The 21,671-nt window shown below is 31.6% G+C and carries 14 protein-coding genes; 3 read left to right on the forward strand and 11 right to left on the reverse strand.

Translation table 11 applies throughout. The features are described from left to right. The 11 genes from NHF47_RS00005 to uvrC form a co-directional block, all read right to left on the reverse strand. On the reverse strand, positions 1-1,262 hold a 1,262-nt coding region (locus NHF47_RS00005; RefSeq protein ID WP_252762988.1), incomplete at its 3' end, for a SprB repeat-containing protein. A gap of 6 nt (positions 1,263-1,268) precedes the next feature. Beyond that, the gene (locus tag NHF47_RS00010) at positions 1,269-5,957 is read right to left on the reverse strand and encodes a hypothetical protein (protein WP_252762989.1); all 4,689 of its coding nucleotides are present in this window, start codon (positions 5,955-5,957) and stop codon (positions 1,269-1,271) included. Between the two features lie 132 nt (positions 5,958-6,089). Further along, positions 6,090-7,727 (reverse strand): glucose-6-phosphate isomerase, encoded by a 1,638-nt coding sequence (gene pgi, locus NHF47_RS00015; protein WP_252762990.1) that lies wholly within the window; start codon positions 7,725-7,727, stop codon positions 6,090-6,092. Then, complete coding sequence (locus NHF47_RS00020) at positions 7,727-8,965, reverse strand: peptidoglycan DD-metalloendopeptidase family protein (protein ID WP_252766041.1); 1,239 nt, start codon at positions 8,963-8,965, stop codon at positions 7,727-7,729. The genes pgi and NHF47_RS00020 overlap by 1 nt, the downstream gene beginning before the upstream one ends. 16 nt (positions 8,966-8,981) lie before the next feature. Then, positions 8,982-9,914 (reverse strand): tryptophan 2,3-dioxygenase family protein, encoded by a 933-nt coding sequence (locus NHF47_RS00025; protein WP_252762991.1) that lies wholly within the window; start codon positions 9,912-9,914, stop codon positions 8,982-8,984. Continuing rightward, positions 9,914-10,687, reverse strand: a complete 774-nt coding sequence (locus NHF47_RS00030; protein ID WP_252762992.1) for a DUF3108 domain-containing protein — start codon at positions 10,685-10,687, stop codon at positions 9,914-9,916. The genes NHF47_RS00025 and NHF47_RS00030 overlap by 1 nt, the downstream gene beginning before the upstream one ends. 286 nt (positions 10,688-10,973) lie before the next feature. Continuing rightward, positions 10,974-12,137, reverse strand: coding sequence for a 4-hydroxyphenylpyruvate dioxygenase (gene hppD / locus NHF47_RS00035; RefSeq protein WP_252762993.1), 1,164 nt, complete (start codon positions 12,135-12,137; stop codon positions 10,974-10,976). Positions 12,138-12,148: 11 nt separating this feature from the next. Further along, entirely contained in the window at positions 12,149-12,589 is a 441-nt protein-coding gene (locus NHF47_RS00040; RefSeq protein WP_252762994.1) for a CCC motif membrane protein, read from the reverse strand. 3 nt (positions 12,590-12,592) lie between these two features. After that, entirely contained in the window at positions 12,593-13,750 is a 1,158-nt protein-coding gene (locus NHF47_RS00045) for a homogentisate 1,2-dioxygenase (RefSeq protein WP_252762995.1), read from the reverse strand. A gap of 173 nt (positions 13,751-13,923) precedes the next feature. Beyond that, entirely contained in the window at positions 13,924-16,155 is a 2,232-nt protein-coding gene (locus NHF47_RS00050; RefSeq protein ID WP_252762996.1) for a patatin-like phospholipase family protein, read from the reverse strand. Positions 16,156-16,201: 46 nt separating this feature from the next. Next, entirely contained in the window at positions 16,202-18,001 is a 1,800-nt protein-coding gene (gene uvrC, locus NHF47_RS00055) for an excinuclease ABC subunit UvrC (RefSeq protein WP_252762997.1), read from the reverse strand. Positions 18,002-18,137: 136 nt separating this feature from the next. On the opposite strand from uvrC, the gene NHF47_RS00060 reads away from it, so the two are divergent. From NHF47_RS00060 to NHF47_RS00070, 3 genes are read left to right on the forward strand one after another with little or no spacing between them, the layout of a single operon-like run. After that, on the forward strand, positions 18,138-19,106 hold the full coding sequence (locus tag NHF47_RS00060) for a succinylglutamate desuccinylase/aspartoacylase family protein (RefSeq protein ID WP_252762998.1): 969 nt from the start codon (positions 18,138-18,140) through the stop codon (positions 19,104-19,106). Next, the gene (locus NHF47_RS00065; protein WP_252762999.1) at positions 19,099-19,662 is read left to right on the forward strand and encodes a 5-formyltetrahydrofolate cyclo-ligase; all 564 of its coding nucleotides are present in this window, start codon (positions 19,099-19,101) and stop codon (positions 19,660-19,662) included. The genes NHF47_RS00060 and NHF47_RS00065 overlap by 8 nt, the downstream gene beginning before the upstream one ends. A 56-nt stretch (positions 19,663-19,718) precedes the next feature. Continuing rightward, positions 19,719-21,632: a M1 family aminopeptidase gene (locus NHF47_RS00070; RefSeq protein WP_252763000.1), complete on the forward strand. Its 1,914-nt coding sequence runs from the start codon at positions 19,719-19,721 to the stop codon at positions 21,630-21,632. Positions 21,633-21,671: the final 39 nt, after the last annotated feature.

The following is a 21,671-nucleotide window of genomic DNA, read 5'->3' on the forward strand; positions in this document are numbered from 1 at the left end:
GTTTGGGAACCATCGGGTGCCAAACAATCATTACTGTCTTTTACAAGAATATCATAGCTTGCTGCTGCTAAACCTGAAAATAAATTTGTAGTTTGCCAAGTAGTTCCATTGTCTTTACTATACAAATAAGAACCACTACCGCCTAAAGCCGTAACCGTTATACTACCTGTAGGCTCATTTTTACAAAGCACATTCACTTGAGTTGTACTAAAGGTTACTGGAGCAGGGGCTGTAATAGTAAAAGGATCACTGTCTTCAGGTTGTGAGGAAGCCAAATTATTTGACGTAAAGAGTGTTTGATAACGCAACAAATAAACACCCGGTTCTAAATTAATTGCAGTATACTGTTGATTCGTAAAATCAGCCGCATAAATCGGCTCACTATTAAAAAAAGAAAAATTACCTGGAGTAGTCTCTTGCAATAAGGTCATACTAAAATATTCCCCAGAATTCAAAGGTCGGTCAAAAGTAAATGTAGCCGTAGCATGATTACTATCACTACATACATTTTGAACCAATACTGGTGAACCCACTATTTGGGGAGAACAGGGTCTAACATTATAGGAAACAATGTTCGAAAAAATATTATCGCCCGTTATAGAACTATCCGAATCAATTAATACCTTAAAATAAATATTACCAGAATAATTAGCTGGTAAATAAGTTGCTTTATCAAAAACAAAATCTTCATTAAAACCTGTGCTTATATTTGTATTAACATATGTACTCCCATTGGTACTATAATGCCAAAAAAAACGCTGTGTACCCGTACATCCTTCTGCTTTTAATGTCACAAAATCACAAAAAGTATCTGTCGTTGCTGTTGGTGGTACTAAAACTTGATTGGAAATTAAAGAAACAAATGGGACTTCGGAATTGAATGGACCATCATATCCATAATAAAAACCTTCAATTAATGGATCACATGAATTACTACTAAAAATTGCATTTAAACCAGCTGTCCACTCTTCTCCACATGGCCCACTACAACCATAGTTCTCTGGATTATATTCATAATAATAAAATTGTGTAGGCTTTTGATTAAAAATAAGATAATAATAATTAGCTGTTACAGATGTTATAGGTGTTATATTTGTACTATTAGATCTAAAATAATAATCATAAACCGTACTTCTACTTTGCGAAGAAGATACATTTGTTTTTACAATATATGTTTGCCCATTTACTAAAAAACTGGTCAATGCAAAAAATAATGCAAGAAGTATTCTATTTGCTGTAAATAATAAGCTTTTATTCATCATTTTTCATTAATAGTTTCTATTAAATACTTTTTCACTTTCACTTCTAAATTCTTCATTATTTAAAGAATAGATTAATTTAAACTTATATGATCCAATTGGCATTATTGGAAAAGTACTATCTATAATATATTTAAACTGTTCATATTTTTGCCAGTTAATTGGTGTGTTCATATACCTATTCACCACTTGATATCTCAAATTCAAATAATCACCTTTATAAGTTAAAGGTAAGTTATATCTAAAAGGCAATCTTTGATTCACTAGAGAGGAGTTTGGGTTCATCTCCAAATAAGTTTGGTAATATACAGGAATATCTATCGCACGAATAGCTGGCAATCCCAATTCGTTAACATTTCTAGTCAAGATACTGATGTTGCCATCTAGAGGATAATTTTGGTAAACCAAAGGATAAATAGCATTTGTATAATAGGTGTCGTCTAAAATAGCTTCTACTTTTATCAAAGGTTTACTATCTGTATACTGAGAACCAAATAGTTCAGATGCATTAAATATCTCATATGGCGCGGTTTTGAAATATAGAGCATGAACATCTGCATAAATTATTTCTAAAAGATCACCTGTTTTTTGAATATCATTTATTTTACTAATAAATGTTGGGTATTGACTCGAAGTAAAATCAAATTCTAATATAGTTTTAATACTCGATTCATTATTTTCAGCTTCAGCTGAATTATTGGTAACAGTTACTTCATTTATCTCCGTTGTATCATTAGCCGAAGTTGATGAATCTACAATTGAACCATCTGTATTTCCATTTGATGTGCTATTTTGTGGACTATTCCCTTCTGGATAAGCCATAATTTGTAAATGATTATTAGTACTTACTGAAATATTATCGTATGGAAAAGTGATTTTATTTAGATGGGTATCATAGGTTAATGTACTATTTGTTTTTAATACATCTCCTTGTTTAATTTCTCCTTTTATATCCCAATTTTCAATAGTCCCATCAAACAAATAATCTTGGCCTTGTTTAAGTTTAATGTAAACATTTTTATGTTCTTCAGGATAAAAATTATTTGTATTTGCTACAGGATAAGTGTAAGCAATGTTTTCCATTGGAATATATTCTGGAGCGTTTCCAGTGGTAAAAGAAAATGTTTTAATTTCTTTACCAGAACCATCACCACCAGTTAAAATTCCCCAAGTAGCACCATTTTTCTGTTCTAACCCCACTTCCACCGTTGCTTCGATTGTAGTGTTTGGTGGTAAAATATCATCTGAAATAAAATTGACTTTAGTATTGTCGTCTAACCATTCTAAAGTACCAGGTATAGTTTGTCCATTTTGTTTCAGCTCATATTTTTGTACGTTAATACGAACTGTTTTGGTTACTCCATTTAAATCTTCTGCCGTAAAAGGGGTTAGCATTGCATAATTGAAAGCAACTTGTGGCTTTTTAAACACATCAACTCCATTTTCGTTATCTGGGCTTACTTCTGAAATTACGGAAATCCCTAAAGGATTAGACATGCCAATAAATTCACATTTTTCACCAACTTCAAATTTAAATCGTAAACTTCCTCTTACTAATCCTCCTAAAACTTTATATCTAACTCCTAAGTAACCTTGTAAATGAGTTGGATTTGGAAATTCACCTCTCAGCATGGCTGCAACACCTGCTTCCAAAATTGAGAATTTTTTTGTTTTTCCTAAAATACGCACTCTAATTCCTACTTCTCCATAAATATAAGCATAAACTTGTCCCATTGAATACCAACCATCATTTCCTATTGGTCCGTTCATTCCAACACAAGAAACACCTGTTAATTTTCGGTGCATAATATCAAATCCACCTCCTGCTTCTAGGAATGCATAAAAGAATCCTGCATCTTTCCCAAACTGAACAGAAAAATTAAGACCTAAGGCAAAACCTCTACCATCGTTGAGCAAACTTAAATCTCTATTGTCATTTAAAATATCCGGACCTAAAATTTGAATTACTCTAGGATGTGGAGGCGTTTGATTAGGTAAAACATCTCCAGTCATAAAGTATCCTTGAACATTTACATCATAAACTCCTATTTTAAAAATAGCACCCAGTTTATCAATTGGAGTTCCCACATGTAAATAGGATTTTGCAGGACTAGAATACATATGAACCATTCCAAACTTATTATTCGCTCCAGCTCCTTTTAATCCTTGAAGTTTCAAATACAATTCAAAAAGTCCATCAAACGAATTATTTAAAAAATCTTTTTCAATACTTACATAAACTCCTATTTTTCCATCTTTTGCTACTTCAGACATTGGATGACCTGTTTTCGCAATTTGTAGTAAGTTACCTTGACCCAAATAATTTTGCATTTGAGTAGCTTCATCTCCTTCAAAAATAGAGTCATAAGTAGCCCACGTTTCACTTAAGCCTCCTTGAACCTCTCCATCTCCTGACATCATAGCGCCCTCACCAAGGAAATACAACCTATTTAATCCGCCATATTGATTGTATTCTAACTCTATAAATGCCTTAGCTTTAAAAGAAGTAGTACTTCCAAATTTAATTTTAGCTCCTGCTCTTAATCCTAAACCATATTCTTCATTAGGTAAATATTTAGAAGTTTCATAAGTCCAAACCATATTCCCATCCGAACGTTTCATTTTGTAGGAAAGTCCACCTTCTATTCTTTCTATTCCAAATTTATTATTCGCTGTAGAAGTATTATTAATTTGAAAATCAGCAAACCAAAATCTAAAATCTTTTTTGGCAAAAATAGCTTTTGCTTTACCTTCTATTTTCAATTCTTTTAAATTGATATCAAGTTCTCCTCCAAATCCTTTACCATAAATAGAGTCGTTTTTAAAAATATTTATTTGACCGTATAAATGGAACGAGCTTTTTTCTATATCTATTGTAATTGACTCTACATCAACTCGATCAAATTTATAACTTTGAAAACCTTCATTTTGTTCAAACTTACCCAATACTTTTACTTCAGTATCAGCATAAATACCTGAATTTTCCATTAGGTTTACTTTTATCTTCAGCCCAATTCCTACGGTTTGAGAATCAGGTGTAACCAAATGAATATTTTCAAAACTAACAGGAAAATTACCAAATTTAGCTTCACCTGGATAACCAAAATAAGAAGCTTGGATGTAGGGCTGTTCGTAAGATTTTAATCGTAAATTTTGAAAAATAATTCCATTAAATTGATAAAAGTTATCTGTCTGAGATACTTGTGTCTGATTATTTTGTGATTGAGCCACAAGAGGATCATCTCCAACATCTCCACTTAATGACAACCAACCATTTAAATAAGCATCTCCTCTAAATTGTTTGGTGTTATTATCTAACTCCATTTTTATCCAAGAGTTTTCCATAAAAACCATCTTTCCCTTGAACATTCTACAATCCGTACTATCAACTTTGACAATCAAACGATATAAATCTTTATTAAAGGTACCCGTATAATTCAAATAAGACCCAGTAGCAGCTGGTTTAATACTTCCTGATAACTTAGCAGCTGTAAGACGATTTGCAACTAAATTTACACTTACAGTATCTACAGTGAATTGCCAGCCTGTTGCACTTCCTTTATTTAACACATTATATCCTGTAAATTTACCCGAAACACCAAAATTATCGATTAACAAATCTGTAGATTCAAATTTTGTTCTTTCATTTTTAGAATTATCTTTAAATTGTTCTGGTAATGTTACATTTATATTTTTTGCATAAAAACCACGCCAAGCATTGACATCACCACCAGGGAAAAGTTGGTTAACTGTATACACTTCTGGAAAAACTATAGAACTTGAATTTTTTGTATCACTCATATCGAAAACTACCTCTTCAAAATTAAAAGTCCAACCTTTCAGATCATTAATTTCAAAATTGGGTAAATTTAATTGAAGCAACATATCGCTCCAGCCTGTAGCAGACATTTTTATATTGGCTCCAACATAATTAGGATTATCGATTGCTCTTATTCCGTCATCATTTAAATCTTTATCGTATTCTATTCTATTCCCAGCATTATCTACTGGTACTACTAAAGATCTAGCTAATCGAACGTCCATATCAAATGAAAAAGATTTAAACCCGTCACAATCAAATTCTACAAAAGACTTACTATTAACGTCTCCAGTTGTTCTATTGAAATCCCCTCCAATTATACTTAGCAACATTTTTCCTCCAAATTGTGGTAAGGTTTGATTACCCAATAAGTACAGTTTCCAATCTCCTATCACGCCACCATCATGTGATAATTTAAGTTTATCAGCAGCAAAATAAAGGTGAACACCAGGGTATTTTGTTTCAATTCTTGCAAATGCTGTTAATTCTAAAAAAGCAGGAGTGACCTTTACCTTTACAACAGCCATTTCAGCTCTAAAAGCATCGCTAGTATAGCCTGACAAACCTATAGGTAATTGAACTTCTTCAAAACCAGTTAAAGTCTCTACAAACTTGATATTCCCTTCTGTAAATAACTCTTCTGCAAATTGTTTAATAACGTTAGTAGAATCTGTTACATCAAAAGAGACATATTCGGGTTTTAAAAAATTATTTTCTGTTTTTTGAAAGGCTTTTTTAAATGCAATTTTAGCATCCAGTTTTGAAAATTTAGAAATTGTCATTTTTTTCTGACTTAAGGAATCAGAAAATGGATGATTTTCATTTGCATGAAGAAATGAAAAACCTAACAAAAAGAAAACTAAAACCCTAAAAATCATGGCTTAAAAAATTTTTGCAAAGATACTTTTTTTAGTATGCCTGACTAGCTTTTTTTAAAAAAGTTAAAGAAAACTTAAAAAAAAAATCAACCATAAATTGTGGTTGATTTTTATTAGTTAAATACTTCTTTTTTATTTTAAATAATTCTTTAGTAAAAAACTGGTAGAGCTATCATGATTTTTAATTTCACTAGTATGTATTTCTGATAGAATAGAATTCGCTAATTGTTTTCCAAGCTCAACACCCCATTGGTCATAACTAAAAATATTCCAAATAATACCTTGTACAAATATTTTATGTTCGTAAAGCGCAACTAATGAACCTAAAGTTTCCGGTGTTAGTTTTTCAATTAACAAGGTATTTGTTGGTTTATCGCCATCAAAAACTTTAAAAGGCAATAAGAAAGTTGCTTTTTCACCTGTAATACCTGCCTTTTCAAATTCAGCTTGTACTTGTTTTTCTGTTTTTCCCATTAGCAAAGCTTCGGTTTGCGCAAAGAAATTAGACATTAATTTGTCATGATGATCTTTGTTTCCATATAGTGCTTTTTTAAATCCAATAAAATCGGTTGGAATTAACTTAGTTCCTTGATGAATTAACTGAAAGAAAGCGTGTTGAGAGTTAGTTCCAGGTTCTCCCCAAATAATTGTTCCAGTTTGGTAATTTACAGGATTACCATCGCGAGCGATACTTTTACCATTACTTTCCATGATACCTTGTTGCAAATAAGGAGCTAGTTTTTGCAAATATTGTGTGTAAGGTATTAAAGCTTCTGTTTCAGCACCAAAAAAATTATTGTACCAAATACTTAATAAAGCGAGTACAACAGGTATATTTTTGTCAAAAGGAGTTTCTTTAAAATGAGTATCCATTTTATTAGCCCCTTCTAACAACTGATTAAAATGATTAAAACCAACAGCCAAACTAATGGTTAAACCAACAGCACTCCAAAGAGAAAAACGTCCTCCAACCCAGTCCCACATAGGAAAAATATTTTCTTCAGCAATTCCAAATTGTGTTACATTTTTAATATTCGTAGAAACTGCCACAAAATGTTTCGCAACGTCTTCTTGTTTTGCATGATTTAAAAACCAAGCCCGAATTGTTTCTGCATTAGAAAGGGTCTCTTGTGTGGTAAATGTTTTTGAAACAATAACAAAAAGTGTTGTTTCAGTATTTAATTTCTTAATAATCTCATGTACATGATCTCCATCTACATTAGAAACAAAATGAACATTTAAATGATTCTTATAATATTGTAAGGCTTCAACAACCATGGCTGGTCCTAAGTCTGAACCTCCAATTCCAATGTTTACGACATCGGTAAACGTTTTGTTGGTATATCCTTTTCTTGTACCATCGATAATTTCTGAAGTAAATTTTTGAATGTCTTTTTTAACCTGATATACTTCTGGCATTACATTGATTCCATCAACCAAAACAACATCATTTTCTTTTGCTCGTAAAGCGGTATGCAAGACTGCACGGTTTTCAGTTTGATTAATAGCTTCACCAGAAAAATAAGCTTCAATAGCATTTTTTAATCCTACTTCATTTGCTAATTCGACCAATAAATTAATCGTTTCTTCTGTAATTTTATTTTTAGAAAAATCAACGAGAAAATCGTGCCATTCGATAGTAAATTTCTCAGCTCTTTGCTTGTCATTTGCAAACATTTCTTTCATGGAAACATATTCCATTTTTTCAAAATGAGCTCTTAATTTTTGCCAAGCAACTGTTCCAGACGGATTAATTGTTTCTAAAGTCATTATTCTTTAAATTTAGTGGTCATTACACTATCCAACTCTTTTTTCAAGGGTTCAATGTATTTTAAATATTGTTCTTTTGCTTCTTTTTTCATAGGTTCAGCACTTGGTAATTGCAATCGTAAAGGATCTACTTGTACCCCATTTTTCCAAAAACGATAACACACGTGTGGACCTGTAGCTAAACCTGTACTACCAACTTTTCCTATTACTTGACCTTGCGTAACATATTGGCCTTTTTTAACTAAAATTTTAGACATATGTAAATACTGAGTAGAATAGGTACCATTATGACGCACTTTCACATAATTCCCGTTACCAGATGTATACCCTGCTCTTTCTACAACTCCCGAAGCTGTCGTTTTAATTGGAGTTCCAGTTGCAGCTGCATAATCAGTACCGTTATGCGCTTTCCATCTTTTTTGCACAGGATGAAAACGTCTTCCAGAAAAACGAGAAGAGATTCTAAAATAATCTAAAGGCGCTTTTAAAAACATACTTTTTAGTCCATTTCCATTTTCATCATAATAGTCTGGCAAATTTTGTTCTGGGTTTAATTTATAAGGAAACGCATAAAACACTTTCCCTCTATGTTGAAAATAAGTTGACTCTACGCTTTCAACTCCTGCATATATAGAATCTTCAATAAAGCGTTCATATATAGTAGCACAAAATTTATCTCCTTTTTGAATTTTAAAGAAATCGATAGAATATTCATATACTTTTGCCAATCTTGAGGCTAGTGCGGGACTGGCTCCTGCATTCGCTAGAGTTTCAGAAAAAGATCCTTCAATTTCTGCAGCAATAGTCCTTCTTTTTAAAGAAGTTGCTTTTCTTTTATTACTCACATGAATAGAATCTCTAAAATCAATTACAGCATACTCAATTGGATTTTTCACATAGACTAATGCTTGTAACTCGTTGGGTTTATTTTTATCTAAAAATAAAAGATACGGTTTCCCAATCTTAATCATTCTAGGATTGAAAGAATCTTTTACTTTCTCTACTACATCAAAAGTGCGTAAGCTATCTGGTAATTTATATTTATCAAAGATAAGTCCTAAATTATCTCCTGATTTTATGGTATCTCTAACCACTTTATAATTATTGAAAATAAAACCATATTCTTTTATAATGGGCTCTTTTTTTTCAACTTTTTTAGGTACTTCTTTTTTCTCTTCTTTTTTGTCACAAGCGACAATAGTGGTTATCAGTAGTAATAGTGCTAAGTATCTCAATATATCAGTTTTTTTAATTTTAAACATTTTCACCCCAGTTTGCTATTTCATCATCTGACCATAATTCAGGAAAAAAAATTCGTTTTTGATATTTAGGTAACATGTATTTTTTCCAATCACTTCCACCTGTTGCTTCATGATTTCCAGGTACACTTTCAATATATTTTTTAGCCGCATTAAAATGACCCATAACCCAAGTAATGTTTATTGTTCTATCTAAATGACGCATGGCTTCAATCAATGCTTTATTATCTTGATCTTCTTGAGGTAATTGCTTGTATTTTCTCCAAAGATTAATGGTATTGTATTCTTCCATAAAATCTAAAAATACTTTTTTATATTTTCTTTCGAACTCTTTTATGAGATATGTTTTTTCACCAGTTGTGTAATCTTTACCCGCTGCTTGCCAATATAAATGCTCAAAGGCGTGTTCATAAGGTGTATTTCTATCTATAGTAGCCCTAAAACGATTGTCTATTAAATTAATTAAATCTGTGGTTGCAAATTCTATTAATCGGTATTGAGCACTTTGAAAGCCACTAGCAGGTGTTAAAGTGTTTCTAAATTTTAAGTACTGTGCAGGTTCCATTCCGTCTGTCATTATTGTGAAAGAGGTGGTTAACATATCAAAATAGCGACTTATTCTACCTAGTTTTTCAGTAAAATAATCGCTTGTAGGCCTTATTGTATGCGATAATTGGTCTATCTCCCAAAGTATCATTTTAAATAACAATTCATTTACTTGATGGTACATGATAAAAACCATTTCGTCAGGTAAAGTGGTTCTTTGGATTTGCAAATTTAAAAGCGCATCGGTTTGAATGTAATCCCAATACGTTATTGGTTTAGACCATAAAAGGCCTTCAAGATGAGTTTCTGTATTTTGATTAATTGCTTTGTACTTTTCGTCAATTCTATTTAATTGATGCTGTAATTCTGGTGTTACTTCCATTAGTCAACTTTTACTTTAAAAGAGTGTTTTAATCCTTTAAAAGCATCTAAATCAGCCTTCAATGACCCAACCGCTAAACTCGCTTTAATTCGCACTGGAATTTTGTTGTCATCATCTGAAATCCAAACAGTTAAACTTTCTTCTTCTTTAAAAACTCTTCCTGCTTGAACGTAAGGTCTGAAAACTTTACAAGAAATTTTTCCAAATTTAGTTTTTATATCTTCTTTACCAATATATTTTAACTTAAACTTTGTAGTTTCATTATCAAAAAACATATCTATCGTAATAGATTCCCCTTCGTTTAAATTATCAATTTTTGGATGATTTCGTAAATAATAAAATGATGACACGATGTCTTGCACGTTTTCTGGAACGGAATACGTGTTTTCTGTATTGTTTTTATAATCTTTAACTCGAACCGTATTATTATCTTGATTGAAGAACCCTTCTTGATATTTAGTATAACCTCCTTCATCAATTTTTCTTAAAAATTGATAAGGTTTACCTGTTTCTTTGTCAAAAAAACTTTGGTAATCATCTTTTACTTCAAAAAAGAGTTTTGTCATACCAGTGGTCCATCCTTTTCCTTGCACATGATGTACCTTATGATTATCACGAACAGCTTCTTTAATTTCTAGAGTAGCATAACCAGCATTTACTACACCATAATGAATACGAAGCTTGAACCACTCTCCAGTGGTAAATGCATCCTCTTTTTGAACAAATGAATTTGTGGAAATAAAAACTAGAAGTAGTATTATAATTTTTTTCATAATTTTATTTTTTTAGAAAAGAGTGCAATTTCTGTTCCAAAAATAAGAAACAAAAAAACCCAGTCAAAATTAATGACTGAGTTTTTATGCTATTAACCAACCAAAAACTATAAATTATGAAAACTTACTAACAAAATTGGACATAGAATCTATCTCCTTTTTTGCGAGTGCAAATGTATATAGTTTTTTGAAGATTATTTATCAAAATATCAACTTTAACTCTTTTAACAGAATTATTGTTATCATTTAATAGTATTTTTTAATAATATTAAAAAAAATTCACATTTTATAACGTACCTCGCAATGCTTGTTCTCTTTCAATCGACTCAAATAAGGCTTTAAAGTTACCCGCTCCAAACCCTTTTGCACCCATTCGTTGAATAATTTCGAAAAACAGGGTAGGTCTATCTTCAACGGGCTTCGTAAAAATTTGCAATAAATACCCTTCTTCATCAGCATCAATCATAATACCTAATTTTTGCAACTCAGAAATATCTTCTTTAAAATTTGCCATATGATCTTTTAATCTTTCAGGTATTGCATCATAGTAAGCTTGTGGAGGTGTACTTAAAAACTCTACTCCTCTAGCACGCATACTTGAAACCGTTTTTAGAATGTCGTCAGTAGCAACGGCAATATGTTGTACTCCTTCATCTTCATAAAAATCTAAATATTCTTCAATCTGTGACCGTTTTTTACCATTTGCAGGCTCATTGATTGGAAATTTAATTCTTCCGTTTCCATTACTCATAACTTTCGACATTAAGGCAGAATATTCGGTAGTAATCTGTTTATCATCAAACGAAAGAAAATTTACAAATCCCATCACATCTTCAAACCATTTCACAGCTTCGTTCATTCTATTCCATCCGGTATTACCTACCATGTGATCAATAAATTTTAATCCCACAGGTTCTGGATTATAATCTGACTTCCATTCTTTATAACCTGGCATAAAAATTCCATTATAATTTTTGCGCTCTACAAAAACGAAGACCGTTTCTCCATAAGCTCCGTAGATCCCTGCACGAACTACTTCTCCATTTTCATCACTTTCAACCATAGGCTCAAAATAAGATTTTGCCCCACGACTTGTTGTTTCTTCGTATGATTTACGAGCATCTTCTACCCAAAGCGCAATAACTTTTACTCCATCACCATGCTTTTTCACGTGTTCTCCGATAGGTGAATTACTGTTTAATGCAGTAGTTAAGACCAAACGAATCTTGTCTTGTTTTAACACATAGGAAGCTTTGTCTTTTACTCCAGTTTCTAAACCTGCATACGCTAAAGATTGAAAACCAAAAGCAGTTTTATAAAAATGAGCGGCTTGTTTTGCATTGCCCACATAAAATTCTACATAATCTGTACCTAACAATGGAAGGAAGTCTTGTGCTCCTTCAAATATTTTTTCTAAACCGTAGTTTACTGATTTTATTTCTTTTGACATGATCTTTACTTTTATTTTATTTGTGTTGTGTCTATTTTAGTATTACTTTCTTCTTGAAATTCATAAGGGGTCTCTAGTGAATCCAATTGGTACTCTAACTTTTCAAAATTATCTTTTTGTCGTATCCCATTTAAAACACTACTTGAAATAATAGTTCCATAAATAAGTAAAACTATAATTCCAAATAAAAAAATGATTCCATTTATAACTATTGAAACAATATTTAAAATTTTAGCTAAATCTACGTTATTCTTACTTTGTATCGAAAAAGCTTCCTGATTTTGATAATATTCTTTTAAACTATTATTCGCAAGAACTAATCCAATTATACTTAATAGTAAGGGTATAAAAGCAAGTATACCATAGCAACAACAACCTAAAACCCCTAGAACTAAAGATATAATAGCTAAAATTAATGCAATAGGATCACTAGATAATTTATTATAATTCATAGTTTATTCTAACCAAGATTGGTAGTATTTTTCGTCAGCTATTTTCATAGCTTCTTCCGTAACCATTAATGGTTTGAAAGTATCCACCATTACGGCTAATTCTTGTGTTTCTGTTTTTCCTATACTTCTTTCGACAGCTCCTGGATGTGGCCCATGTGGAATTCCAGCAGGATGCAAAGAAATGTGACCCGCTTCAATATCATTACGACTCATAAAATCACCATCCACATAATATAATACCTCATCACTATCAATATTACTATGATTGTAGGGAGCAGGTACTGCCAAAGGATGATAATCATAAAGTCTTGGTACAAAAGAACAGATTACAAACGCATCCGTTTCGAAAGTTTGATGCACTGGAGGTGGTTGATGAATTCTGCCCGTTATAGGTTCAAAATCATGAATTGAAAATGCGTAGGGATAATTATAACCATCATAGCCTACTACATCAAATGGATGTGTCGCATAAATCATTTCGAAAATTTCGTCTTTCTTTTTAACTTTAATTACAAAATCTCCTTTTTCATCATGGGTTTCTAATTCTTCTGGCCTACGAATGTCTCTTTCACAAAAAGGAGCATGTTCTAATAATTGACCAAACCAGTTTCTATATCTTTTAGGAGTATATATAGGTCTTCTTGATTCTACAATAAAAAGACGATTGTCTTCCGTATCGAAATCAATTTTATAAATCATTCCTCTAGGAATAACTAAATAATCTCCATATTTAAAATCTAAATTTCCTAATAAGGTCCTTAATTTACCTGATCCTCTATGAATAAAAAGCACTTCATCGGAATCGGTATTTTTATAAAAATAATCATTAGTTGATTTTTTAGGCGCAGCTAAAACAATATGACAATCAGAATTGGTTAAAACGATTTTCCTACTCTCTAAATAATCGTCTTGAGGTGTCACTTGAAATCCTCTTAATCGATAGGATTGAATATTATTTGCTTTGGCAATTTTAGGAGCTACACTATACTGTTGTTTAATTTCTTTAACCTGTGTAGGTCGATGTTCATGATACATATTGGTAGACATTCCGTCAAAACCTATTGTACCAAATAGTTGTTCGTAATATAAATCTCCATTTTCCTTACGAAACTGAGTATGTCTTTTTGGAGGAATGGATCCAAGTTTATGATATATTGGCATTTTTTTAATGTGTTAATTCAACAATTCGTTAACGTGTCAACATCTATTAAAAACAGATATTTTGACCAATTGGCACATTAATAGAACTCATTCAGGATTTCTCTTGATGAGGAATTTTAAATGGATTAATAAGTTGTCCCATTGTTTCATATATACAAATATCGGAAAAAAATTTAAAACGTAAAACCTATACTAAACCAAGTATGATGATCTCTTGTTTCTGGAGACCAAGAATGTTTAATTTCAACTGGACCAATTAATGTTTCCAAACCATATCCAAATCCATATCCACTATACATTGGTTTTTTAATCCAAGTTCCATCATCAAAAATATTGTTACCAATGTTAGCATAATTTGCAGTAAAATTAAGGTGGTTTTTTCTAAAAACTTCATAATCCAAAACTACACTTCCTTTTACATAACTATTTCCGCTTAAAGCTACAAAATCATATCCTAAAAAAGGTCTTAAGTTGTTAATTTGGGTAAAGCCATAACCTCCTAAAGCAAAATCCAAATAAGGTACTCGATTTTCACCAATTGAAAATCCTCCTTCAGATTGTAGTTTAAATGTGAATTTTTTATGTAAGGTGAACGCAATTGCGCCATCTGCTTTTGCGATGGTGAATTTTTCAAAATTATTTGCTCGATCAGAGGAATACAAAATAGGCTTTAAATCACCCACAAAATACCATCCTTTTTTAGGGAAATATTTATTATCAAAAGAGTCGTATTTTAAAAATCCAAATAAAGAAAAATAGTCACTATCATCTATCACTGGATCTACATTCTCAATAACCGTTTGTGACTCGATTTTCAAATGTTTTAATTCAACACCTACTCCCAATGAAAATTTTTGAGCAAAAATAGTTTGAACATAAGCTTGATTTGAAAAATCGGAAAAATCTATATTAAGAGAGTTTAATCCCGAACTGCTTAATATATTATTCCCAGAAAAGTCGTTTTCCAGATTACGATTTAACCCTACGTATTTGGAAGCAAATCCATAACTCAAATAAAATCCATTATCAACATAATAATTTAAGTTGTATCTAAAGTTATCGCCTAATCCCACATCTAATGAAAAAACATCGTTTTTAATAAGTAAATTTTTTCGTGTAACATTTAACAATAAGGCACTCTTTAAAAGCCCATCATAATGTAAGCCAAATTTTAAAAACGTATTTTTTTTTGTTTCTGCTACGTCAATTACGAGTTTCTCTCCAACATGATTTTTTTTGAAATAATAGAAGATAGATTCAAAATTTTGAGTTGCATTTAAGTTGTTAATTCCTTTTTCAACCGTTTTATATTCTACTCTTGAGTTGCTGTTGAATTTTAATTTACCAACTACATAAGCTCTAGTAAATTTATCCAAATTGTTAATTTCCAAATCAGTGATGTAAAGTAATTTGGAGGCTTCTTTTTGTATAGCTGGTCTTTTATACTGAGTTTGTAAAGGAACCAATTCTCTCAAATGATGACGTGCTTCTTTTTCTCCTTTTTCTACAATTTCACCTCCTTTTTCAAAAGAAACAACAGTATATCCTTTAATATTTGGTTTGATATAAATTGTAGTTAATTCTCTTTTTTTATCCATTTTTTCAATCATAGAAAAATTGGTTACTTGAGATAAAACCCCAGTTGCTCCTTTAATATCTGTTAATTTTTTCAAACCATCCTGTACATCCACACCTATAATAATATCGGCACCTCTTTTTAATAATTCTTCTACTGGATAATTATTAACGACACCTCCATCTATTAACATTTTTCCATCAATTTGAATAGGATTGTATAATGTTGGTATAGCGCCACTGGCTAATAAAGCTTTGGGTAAAGTTCCCTTTTCCAATACTACTTCTTGTCCTGTTTCAACATCTGTTGCAATACACAGAAAAGGAATCGGTAATTTATCAAAATCAGTGATGTAAGAAACGTGTTTGGTTAACCTAGAAATCAAATGATAATTATACAAGCCTTTGGATAAAGCTTTGGGTAATTCTAATCTAAAATTATTAAAAGGTAACGAAAAAGCATAAATTTCATCATTTCGTTTTTCGTAAAAAGTTTTAGATTCTCTAGGCGTGTAATCTTGAAGCAAAGCATCTGTATCCACTTCTCTAAATAAAGAATCCAATTCTTCTCCAGAATATCCTGAAGCATATAATCCGCCTATAATGGCACCCATACTGGTTCCACCAATGTAATCAATTTTTATGCCTAGAGAATCAATTACTTTTAAAACACCAATATGCGCCAACCCTTTTGCGCCTCCACCACTAAGCACCAATCCTATTTTAGGCTTTTGCGAATTATTTTGGGCTTGGATTTGAAAAGAAAAAAGAAAATAAATTAAAAAGAACACACTATAGAAAATGATTTTTTTTGAGAAAGTTTCTTTCACAATTTTTAAAATTCGATTTTCATGGAGGTTAGCCTTCAAAATAAGTTTAATTGAATTTATTTTCCTTGTAAAAGTCGGTAATTTTTTTGGCTTTTGAAACACCAACTACCTCTGAAATTTCCTTTTCTGTTGCATTTTGCAATCTTTTAACACTTTTGAAATGTTTCAATAACGTAATCATCGTTTTTTCTCCAATTCCAGGAATAGATTCTAAGCTATTTGTTAAGGCAGCTTTACTTCTTTTATCACGGTGATGTGTAATTCCAAAACGATGCGCTTCATTCCTTAAAAATTGAATTACTTTTAAGGTTTCTGATTTTTTATCTAAATACAAGGGTACCGAATCTCCTGGATAAAATAATTCTTCTAATCTTTTGGCAATTCCAATAATAGCGATTTTACCTCTCAATCCTAAAGCATCTATACTTTTTAACGCGGATGATAGTTGGCCTTTTCCACCATCTATAATAATTAATTGAGGTAACGATTCGTTCTCATCTAGTAACCGTTTGTACCTTCTATAAACCACTTCTTCCATAGAAGCAAAATCATCTGGCCCTTCAACTGTTTTTATATTAAAATGACGATACTCTTTTTTACTAGGTTTACCATCTTTAAAAACTACACAAGCTGCTACAGGGTTTGTCCCTTGTATATTCGAGTTATCAAAACATTCTATATGTCTTGGTTCGACTGAAAGACGCAAATCCTTTTGCATTTGTGCCATGATTCTATTGGTGTGTCTATCAGGGTCCACAATTTTTATTTGTTTCAACTGATCCATTCTATAATATTTAGCATTGCGAAGCGACAAATCTAAAACCTGTCTTTTATCACCCAGTTGCGGAACTGTAACTTTTAAATTTTCTCCTAATGCTAAAGGAAATGGCAAAATAATTTCTTTTGATTTTAATTTAAAACGCTCTCTTAATTCTACAACCGCCAGTTCTAACAATTCTTCATCTGTTTCTTCCAATTTCTTTTTGATTTCCATGGTATGAGAACGCACAATTGCTCCATAAGAAATTTGAAGAAAGTTTACATAGGCCATGGTCTCATCAGAAACAATGGAAAACACATCTATATTGGAAAGTTTCGGATTTAAAACCGTTGATTTTGCCTGATAGCTTTCTAAAACTTCAATTTTTTCTTTTATTTTTTGAGCGGCTTCAAACTGCATATTTTCAGCAAATTGAATCATTTGCTTTTTAAAATCTTTTAAACTGTCTTTAAAATTACCTTTTAAAATTTGACGAATGGCTTCTACTTGTTTTTGATAATCCTCTAGTGTTTCCAATCCTTCACAAGGGCCTTTGCAGTTTCCAATGTGATATTCTAGACATAGTTTATATTTACCTGATTGAATATTCGAAGGTGACAAGTCGTATGTACACGTTCGTAGCGGATACAATTCTTTTATCATATCTAAAATCGTATTCACTATTTTAAAATTGGTATACGGCCCATAATATTCTGAGCCATCTTTTACCATTCTTCTAGTGGGAAAAATTCTAGAGAAAGGTTCGTTTTTAATACAAATCCAAGGATAACTTTTATCATCTTTTAAAAGAATATTATATCTAGGTTGCAATTTTTTTATGAGATTGTTCTCCAGTAACAACGCATCTGATTCTGAAGCTACTACAATATGTCTTATCGAAACAATTTTTTTTACTAAAACACTGGTTTTATAATTATCATGGCTTTTTGTAAAATAACTAGAAACTCTTTTTTTTAAATTTTTGGCTTTACCAACATATAAAATCTTATCATCTTTATCAAAATATTGATACACTCCTGGATTATCTGGTAGTGTTTGTATTTGAAGTTCTAGAGACGATTGCATGGATACAATTTAAGTAAAATGAGGTTATAAAATAATCGGTAAACAAAGTTACTAAAATTGTCAGATTTTATTTAATAGTAGAGAGTTATAATTTTTTTAAATAGATTTTTTACTTTTAGCACCTTAATACAAAACGATGAAAGACAGAGCTATCTATTTATTGGGAGAACGTATTTTGCCAGGAGAAAGTAAAATAGTAGAAGTGGAAATTGCCAAACTACATACCATGACCAAACTTAAAGTTCCTATTATTATAGAACGTTCAAAAATTGATGGCCCAGTAGTTTTATTTAGTGCTGGATTGCATGGTGATGAAATTAATGGAACTGAAATTGTCCGACAAATTATTCGACGTAAAATCAATAAACCAAAATGTGGAACTATTATTTGCATTCCAATTATTAACATTTTTGGATTTGTGAATCAAAGCAGGCAATTTCCAGACGGACGCGATTTAAATCGGGTTTTTCCAGGTAGTAAAACGGGTTCTTTAGCCAGTAGATTTGCCCATTTTTTAGTAAAAGAAATTGTTCCCTTACTTGATTATGCAGTAGATTTTCATGCTGGAGGTGCCAGTCGCTTTAATGCACCACAAATTAGGATTGTACAAAATAATCCAGAACTTAAAGAACTGGCGAAAGTCTTCAAAGCACCTTTTACATTGTATTCAAAGAATATATCGGGTTCATTTCGAAGCGTTTGCACTAGATTAGGTGTAAAAATGCTCCTTTTTGAAGGCGGAAAATCATTGGATTTAAATACGGAAATTACGCAAGAAGGAATCGATGGAGCCAAACGCTTCTTATTTCATCTAGACATGCTCAACCCAAAAAAAGATGCAGATTTCACAGTAGATCCAACACTTTTTATAGAAAAGTCCAATTGGATAAGAGCGCAATATTCTGGTCTATTTATTGGTTTAACCAAAACAGGAAGCTATGTAACCAAAGGAGATGTTTTAGCCACTATTTCAGATCCATTTGGTAAAGTAGAACATAAAGTAAAAGCTCCTAATAGTGGTTACATTATTAATGCTAATGATGGGGCTATCGTTTATCAAGGTGATGCTATTTTCCATATTTCAACTCAATTAGAAAATGAATAAAAAAGAATTACGAATAAAATACAAAGCTTTAAGGCAGCAATTTTCTGAAAATGAATTGGAAGAAAAAAGTTTAGCTATAGCCAACCAATTATTAAAACTAGATATTTGGCAACATACTTATTACCATCTTTTTTTACCTATTGAAGAACAAAAAGAAGTTAATACCGAATATATTTTACAAATTTTAGCCGGTAAAGACAAAGAAGTAGTGCTTTCAAAATCTCATTTTGAAACCGTATCTATGACACATTATTTACTTACTGACGCTACTAAAATTAAAAAAAACGAGTATCATATTCCGGAACCTGTAGATGGATTAGAAGTTCCTGTATCAAAAATTGATGTGGTATTTATTCCTCTGTTAGCTTATGATAAAAAAGGTAATCGAGTAGGTTATGGAAAAGGGTTTTACGATCGTTTTTTGAGTTCTTGCAAAAATGAGGTTATCAAAATAGGTGTTTCATTTTTTGATCCAGAAGAAAAAATAAACGATGATTTTGATAATGACATTACACTAAATCATTGTGTTACACCTACACAAAGTTTCTCTTTTTAGGATTAATTTTCTACATTTACAACAAAAAACAAACCTCAATTAACGTTTTACATAACATGAAAAAAATTGCATACTTATTTATATTATTTTCTTGGATAAGTTATTCTCAAAATGACACTGAAGAATTTAATAGAATGGTTGAATCTGAAATGAAATCAGCTGCATCTTTACAACAAGTTAGAATCAATCCGAATACACAAAACTATGATGTCACTTATCAAGAATTACGATTTACTGTAGATCCTGCGGTTTACTTTATTTCTGGCCAAGTTACTACTAGTTTTACCGCCTTATCTGATATGACTTCCATAACTTTTGATTTAACCAATCAATTAACAGTGAGTAATGTAACCATGAATAGTAACAATTTGAGTTTTATTCAAAATGCAAATAATGAAGTGGTAATTACTTTACCTTCAATATTAACCACAGGAAACACTGGAACTGTAGTAATTACTTACTCTGGTGCTCCTGCAACTGGAGAACAGGCTTTTACCGCTTCGACACATAATGGCACGCCAGTAATTTACACTCTTTCCGAACCTTTTGGAGCAAGAGATTGGTGGCCTTGTAAACAAGATTTAAATGACAAAATCGAAAGTATTGATGTATATCTTACAGCACCAAATAGTTATGTAAGTGTATCCAATGGATTAGAGCAAAGTGCAATAGATAATGGAAATGGAACTAAAACGACTCATTTTCATCACGGCTATCCCATTCCAGCTTATTTAGTCGCTATTGCCGTAACAAATTACCAAATATTCACTCAAACTGCAGGAACACCTCCAAATGATTTTCCTATTGTGAATTACATTTATCCAGAGAACTTTTCCTCTGCTCAAACGCAATTAGCGGTAACCTTACCAGTAATGAACGTTTTTGAAACCTTATTCGAGCCATACCCTTTCCATAATGAAAAATATGGGCATGCTCAATTTGGTTGGGGTGGAGGTATGGAACACACAACCGTTTCCTTTATGAATAGTTTTGGCAGAAATTTAATCGCGCATGAATTAGCACACCAATGGTTTGGAGATAAAATTACTTGCGGCACATGGAAAGACATTTGGTTAAATGAAGGTTTTGCAGAATATTTATCGGGTTTAGTAGTTGAAAATTTAGATGGAGTAGCTTCCTTTGTATCTTGGAAGAACAATAAAATAAACAGTATTACCTCTGCTACAAATGGTGCTGTATATTTGACAGATACAGAAGCATTGAATGTGAATCGCATTTTTAGTGGTCGATTAACCTATAATAAAGGAGCTATGGTGGTTCATATGTTGCGTTGGAAAATGGGGGATACTGCTTTTTTTCAAGCTATTAAAAATTATTTAGCAGATAGCAATTTAGCTTACAAATATGCCATAACTACAGATTTAAAATCACATTTAGAAACTGTTTATGGTAGTAGTTTAGATGAATTTTTTAACGATTGGCTGTATGGGCAAGGTTACCCAACCTATACTATTTCTGCACAAAATTGGGGTGTAGGACAAGCTAAAATTACCGTTTCGCAAACCCAATCAGACGCAAGTGTTTCCTATTTTGAAATGCCACTAGAAATTAGATTATTGGGAGGTTCTGGTCAAACCCATGATGTGGTGATTAATCATCAAACGAATGGAGAAGAATTTATTGTTTCAGTGCCTTTTACAGTAACTGATGTTTTGTTTGACCCAAATAAACACATTATTTCTAGAAACAGTACCGCTACTCTAGCAAATGAAAAATTCGAATTAGCAGAAACCATTACGTTATACCCTAATCCTACTGACCATAATATCAAAATCCAAATTCCAAATTCAATAACAATTGAAAAAGTAGAATGTTACAATGCTTTAGGTCAGTTGGTTTTAACAAATTATACTCCAGAATTTTCTACTGAAGGTTTTGCTACTGGAATTCATTTTGTAAAAATAAATACCTCTGAAGGTGTAATTCATAAAAATTTTATAAAAAAATAATCTCATAAAAAAATAATGATAAAAAGTAAGGTGAAAACC

It is taken from the genome of Flavobacterium sp. NRK F7, assembly GCF_024054195.1.
Lineage (GTDB): Bacteria > Bacteroidota > Bacteroidia > Flavobacteriales > Flavobacteriaceae > Flavobacterium.

Bases quoted from the DNA above. Each gene is read 5' to 3' on its own strand.
- NHF47_RS00040 (WP_252762994.1), bottom strand. From the start codon at position 12,589: ATGAATTATAATAAATTATCTAGTGATCCTATTGCATTAATTTTAGCT.
- NHF47_RS00070 (WP_252763000.1), top strand. From the start codon at position 19,719: ATGAAAAAAATTGCATACTTATTTATATTATTTTCTTGGATAAGTTAT.
- NHF47_RS00060 (WP_252762998.1), top strand. From the start codon at position 18,138: ATGAAAGACAGAGCTATCTATTTATTGGGAGAACGTATTTTGCCAGGA.
- NHF47_RS00030 (WP_252762992.1), bottom strand. From the start codon at position 10,687: ATGAAAAAAATTATAATACTACTTCTAGTTTTTATTTCCACAAATTCA.
- NHF47_RS00025 (WP_252762991.1), bottom strand. From the start codon at position 9,914: ATGGAAGTAACACCAGAATTACAGCATCAATTAAATAGAATTGACGAA.
- uvrC (WP_252762997.1), bottom strand. From the start codon at position 18,001: ATGCAATCGTCTCTAGAACTTCAAATACAAACACTACCAGATAATCCA.
- hppD (WP_252762993.1), bottom strand. From the start codon at position 12,137: ATGTCAAAAGAAATAAAATCAGTAAACTACGGTTTAGAAAAAATATTT.
- NHF47_RS00010 (WP_252762989.1), bottom strand. From the start codon at position 5,957: ATGATTTTTAGGGTTTTAGTTTTCTTTTTGTTAGGTTTTTCATTTCTT.
- pgi (WP_252762990.1), bottom strand. From the start codon at position 7,727: ATGACTTTAGAAACAATTAATCCGTCTGGAACAGTTGCTTGGCAAAAA.
- NHF47_RS00065 (WP_252762999.1), top strand. From the start codon at position 19,099: ATGAATAAAAAAGAATTACGAATAAAATACAAAGCTTTAAGGCAGCAA.
- NHF47_RS00045 (WP_252762995.1), bottom strand. From the start codon at position 13,750: ATGCCAATATATCATAAACTTGGATCCATTCCTCCAAAAAGACATACT.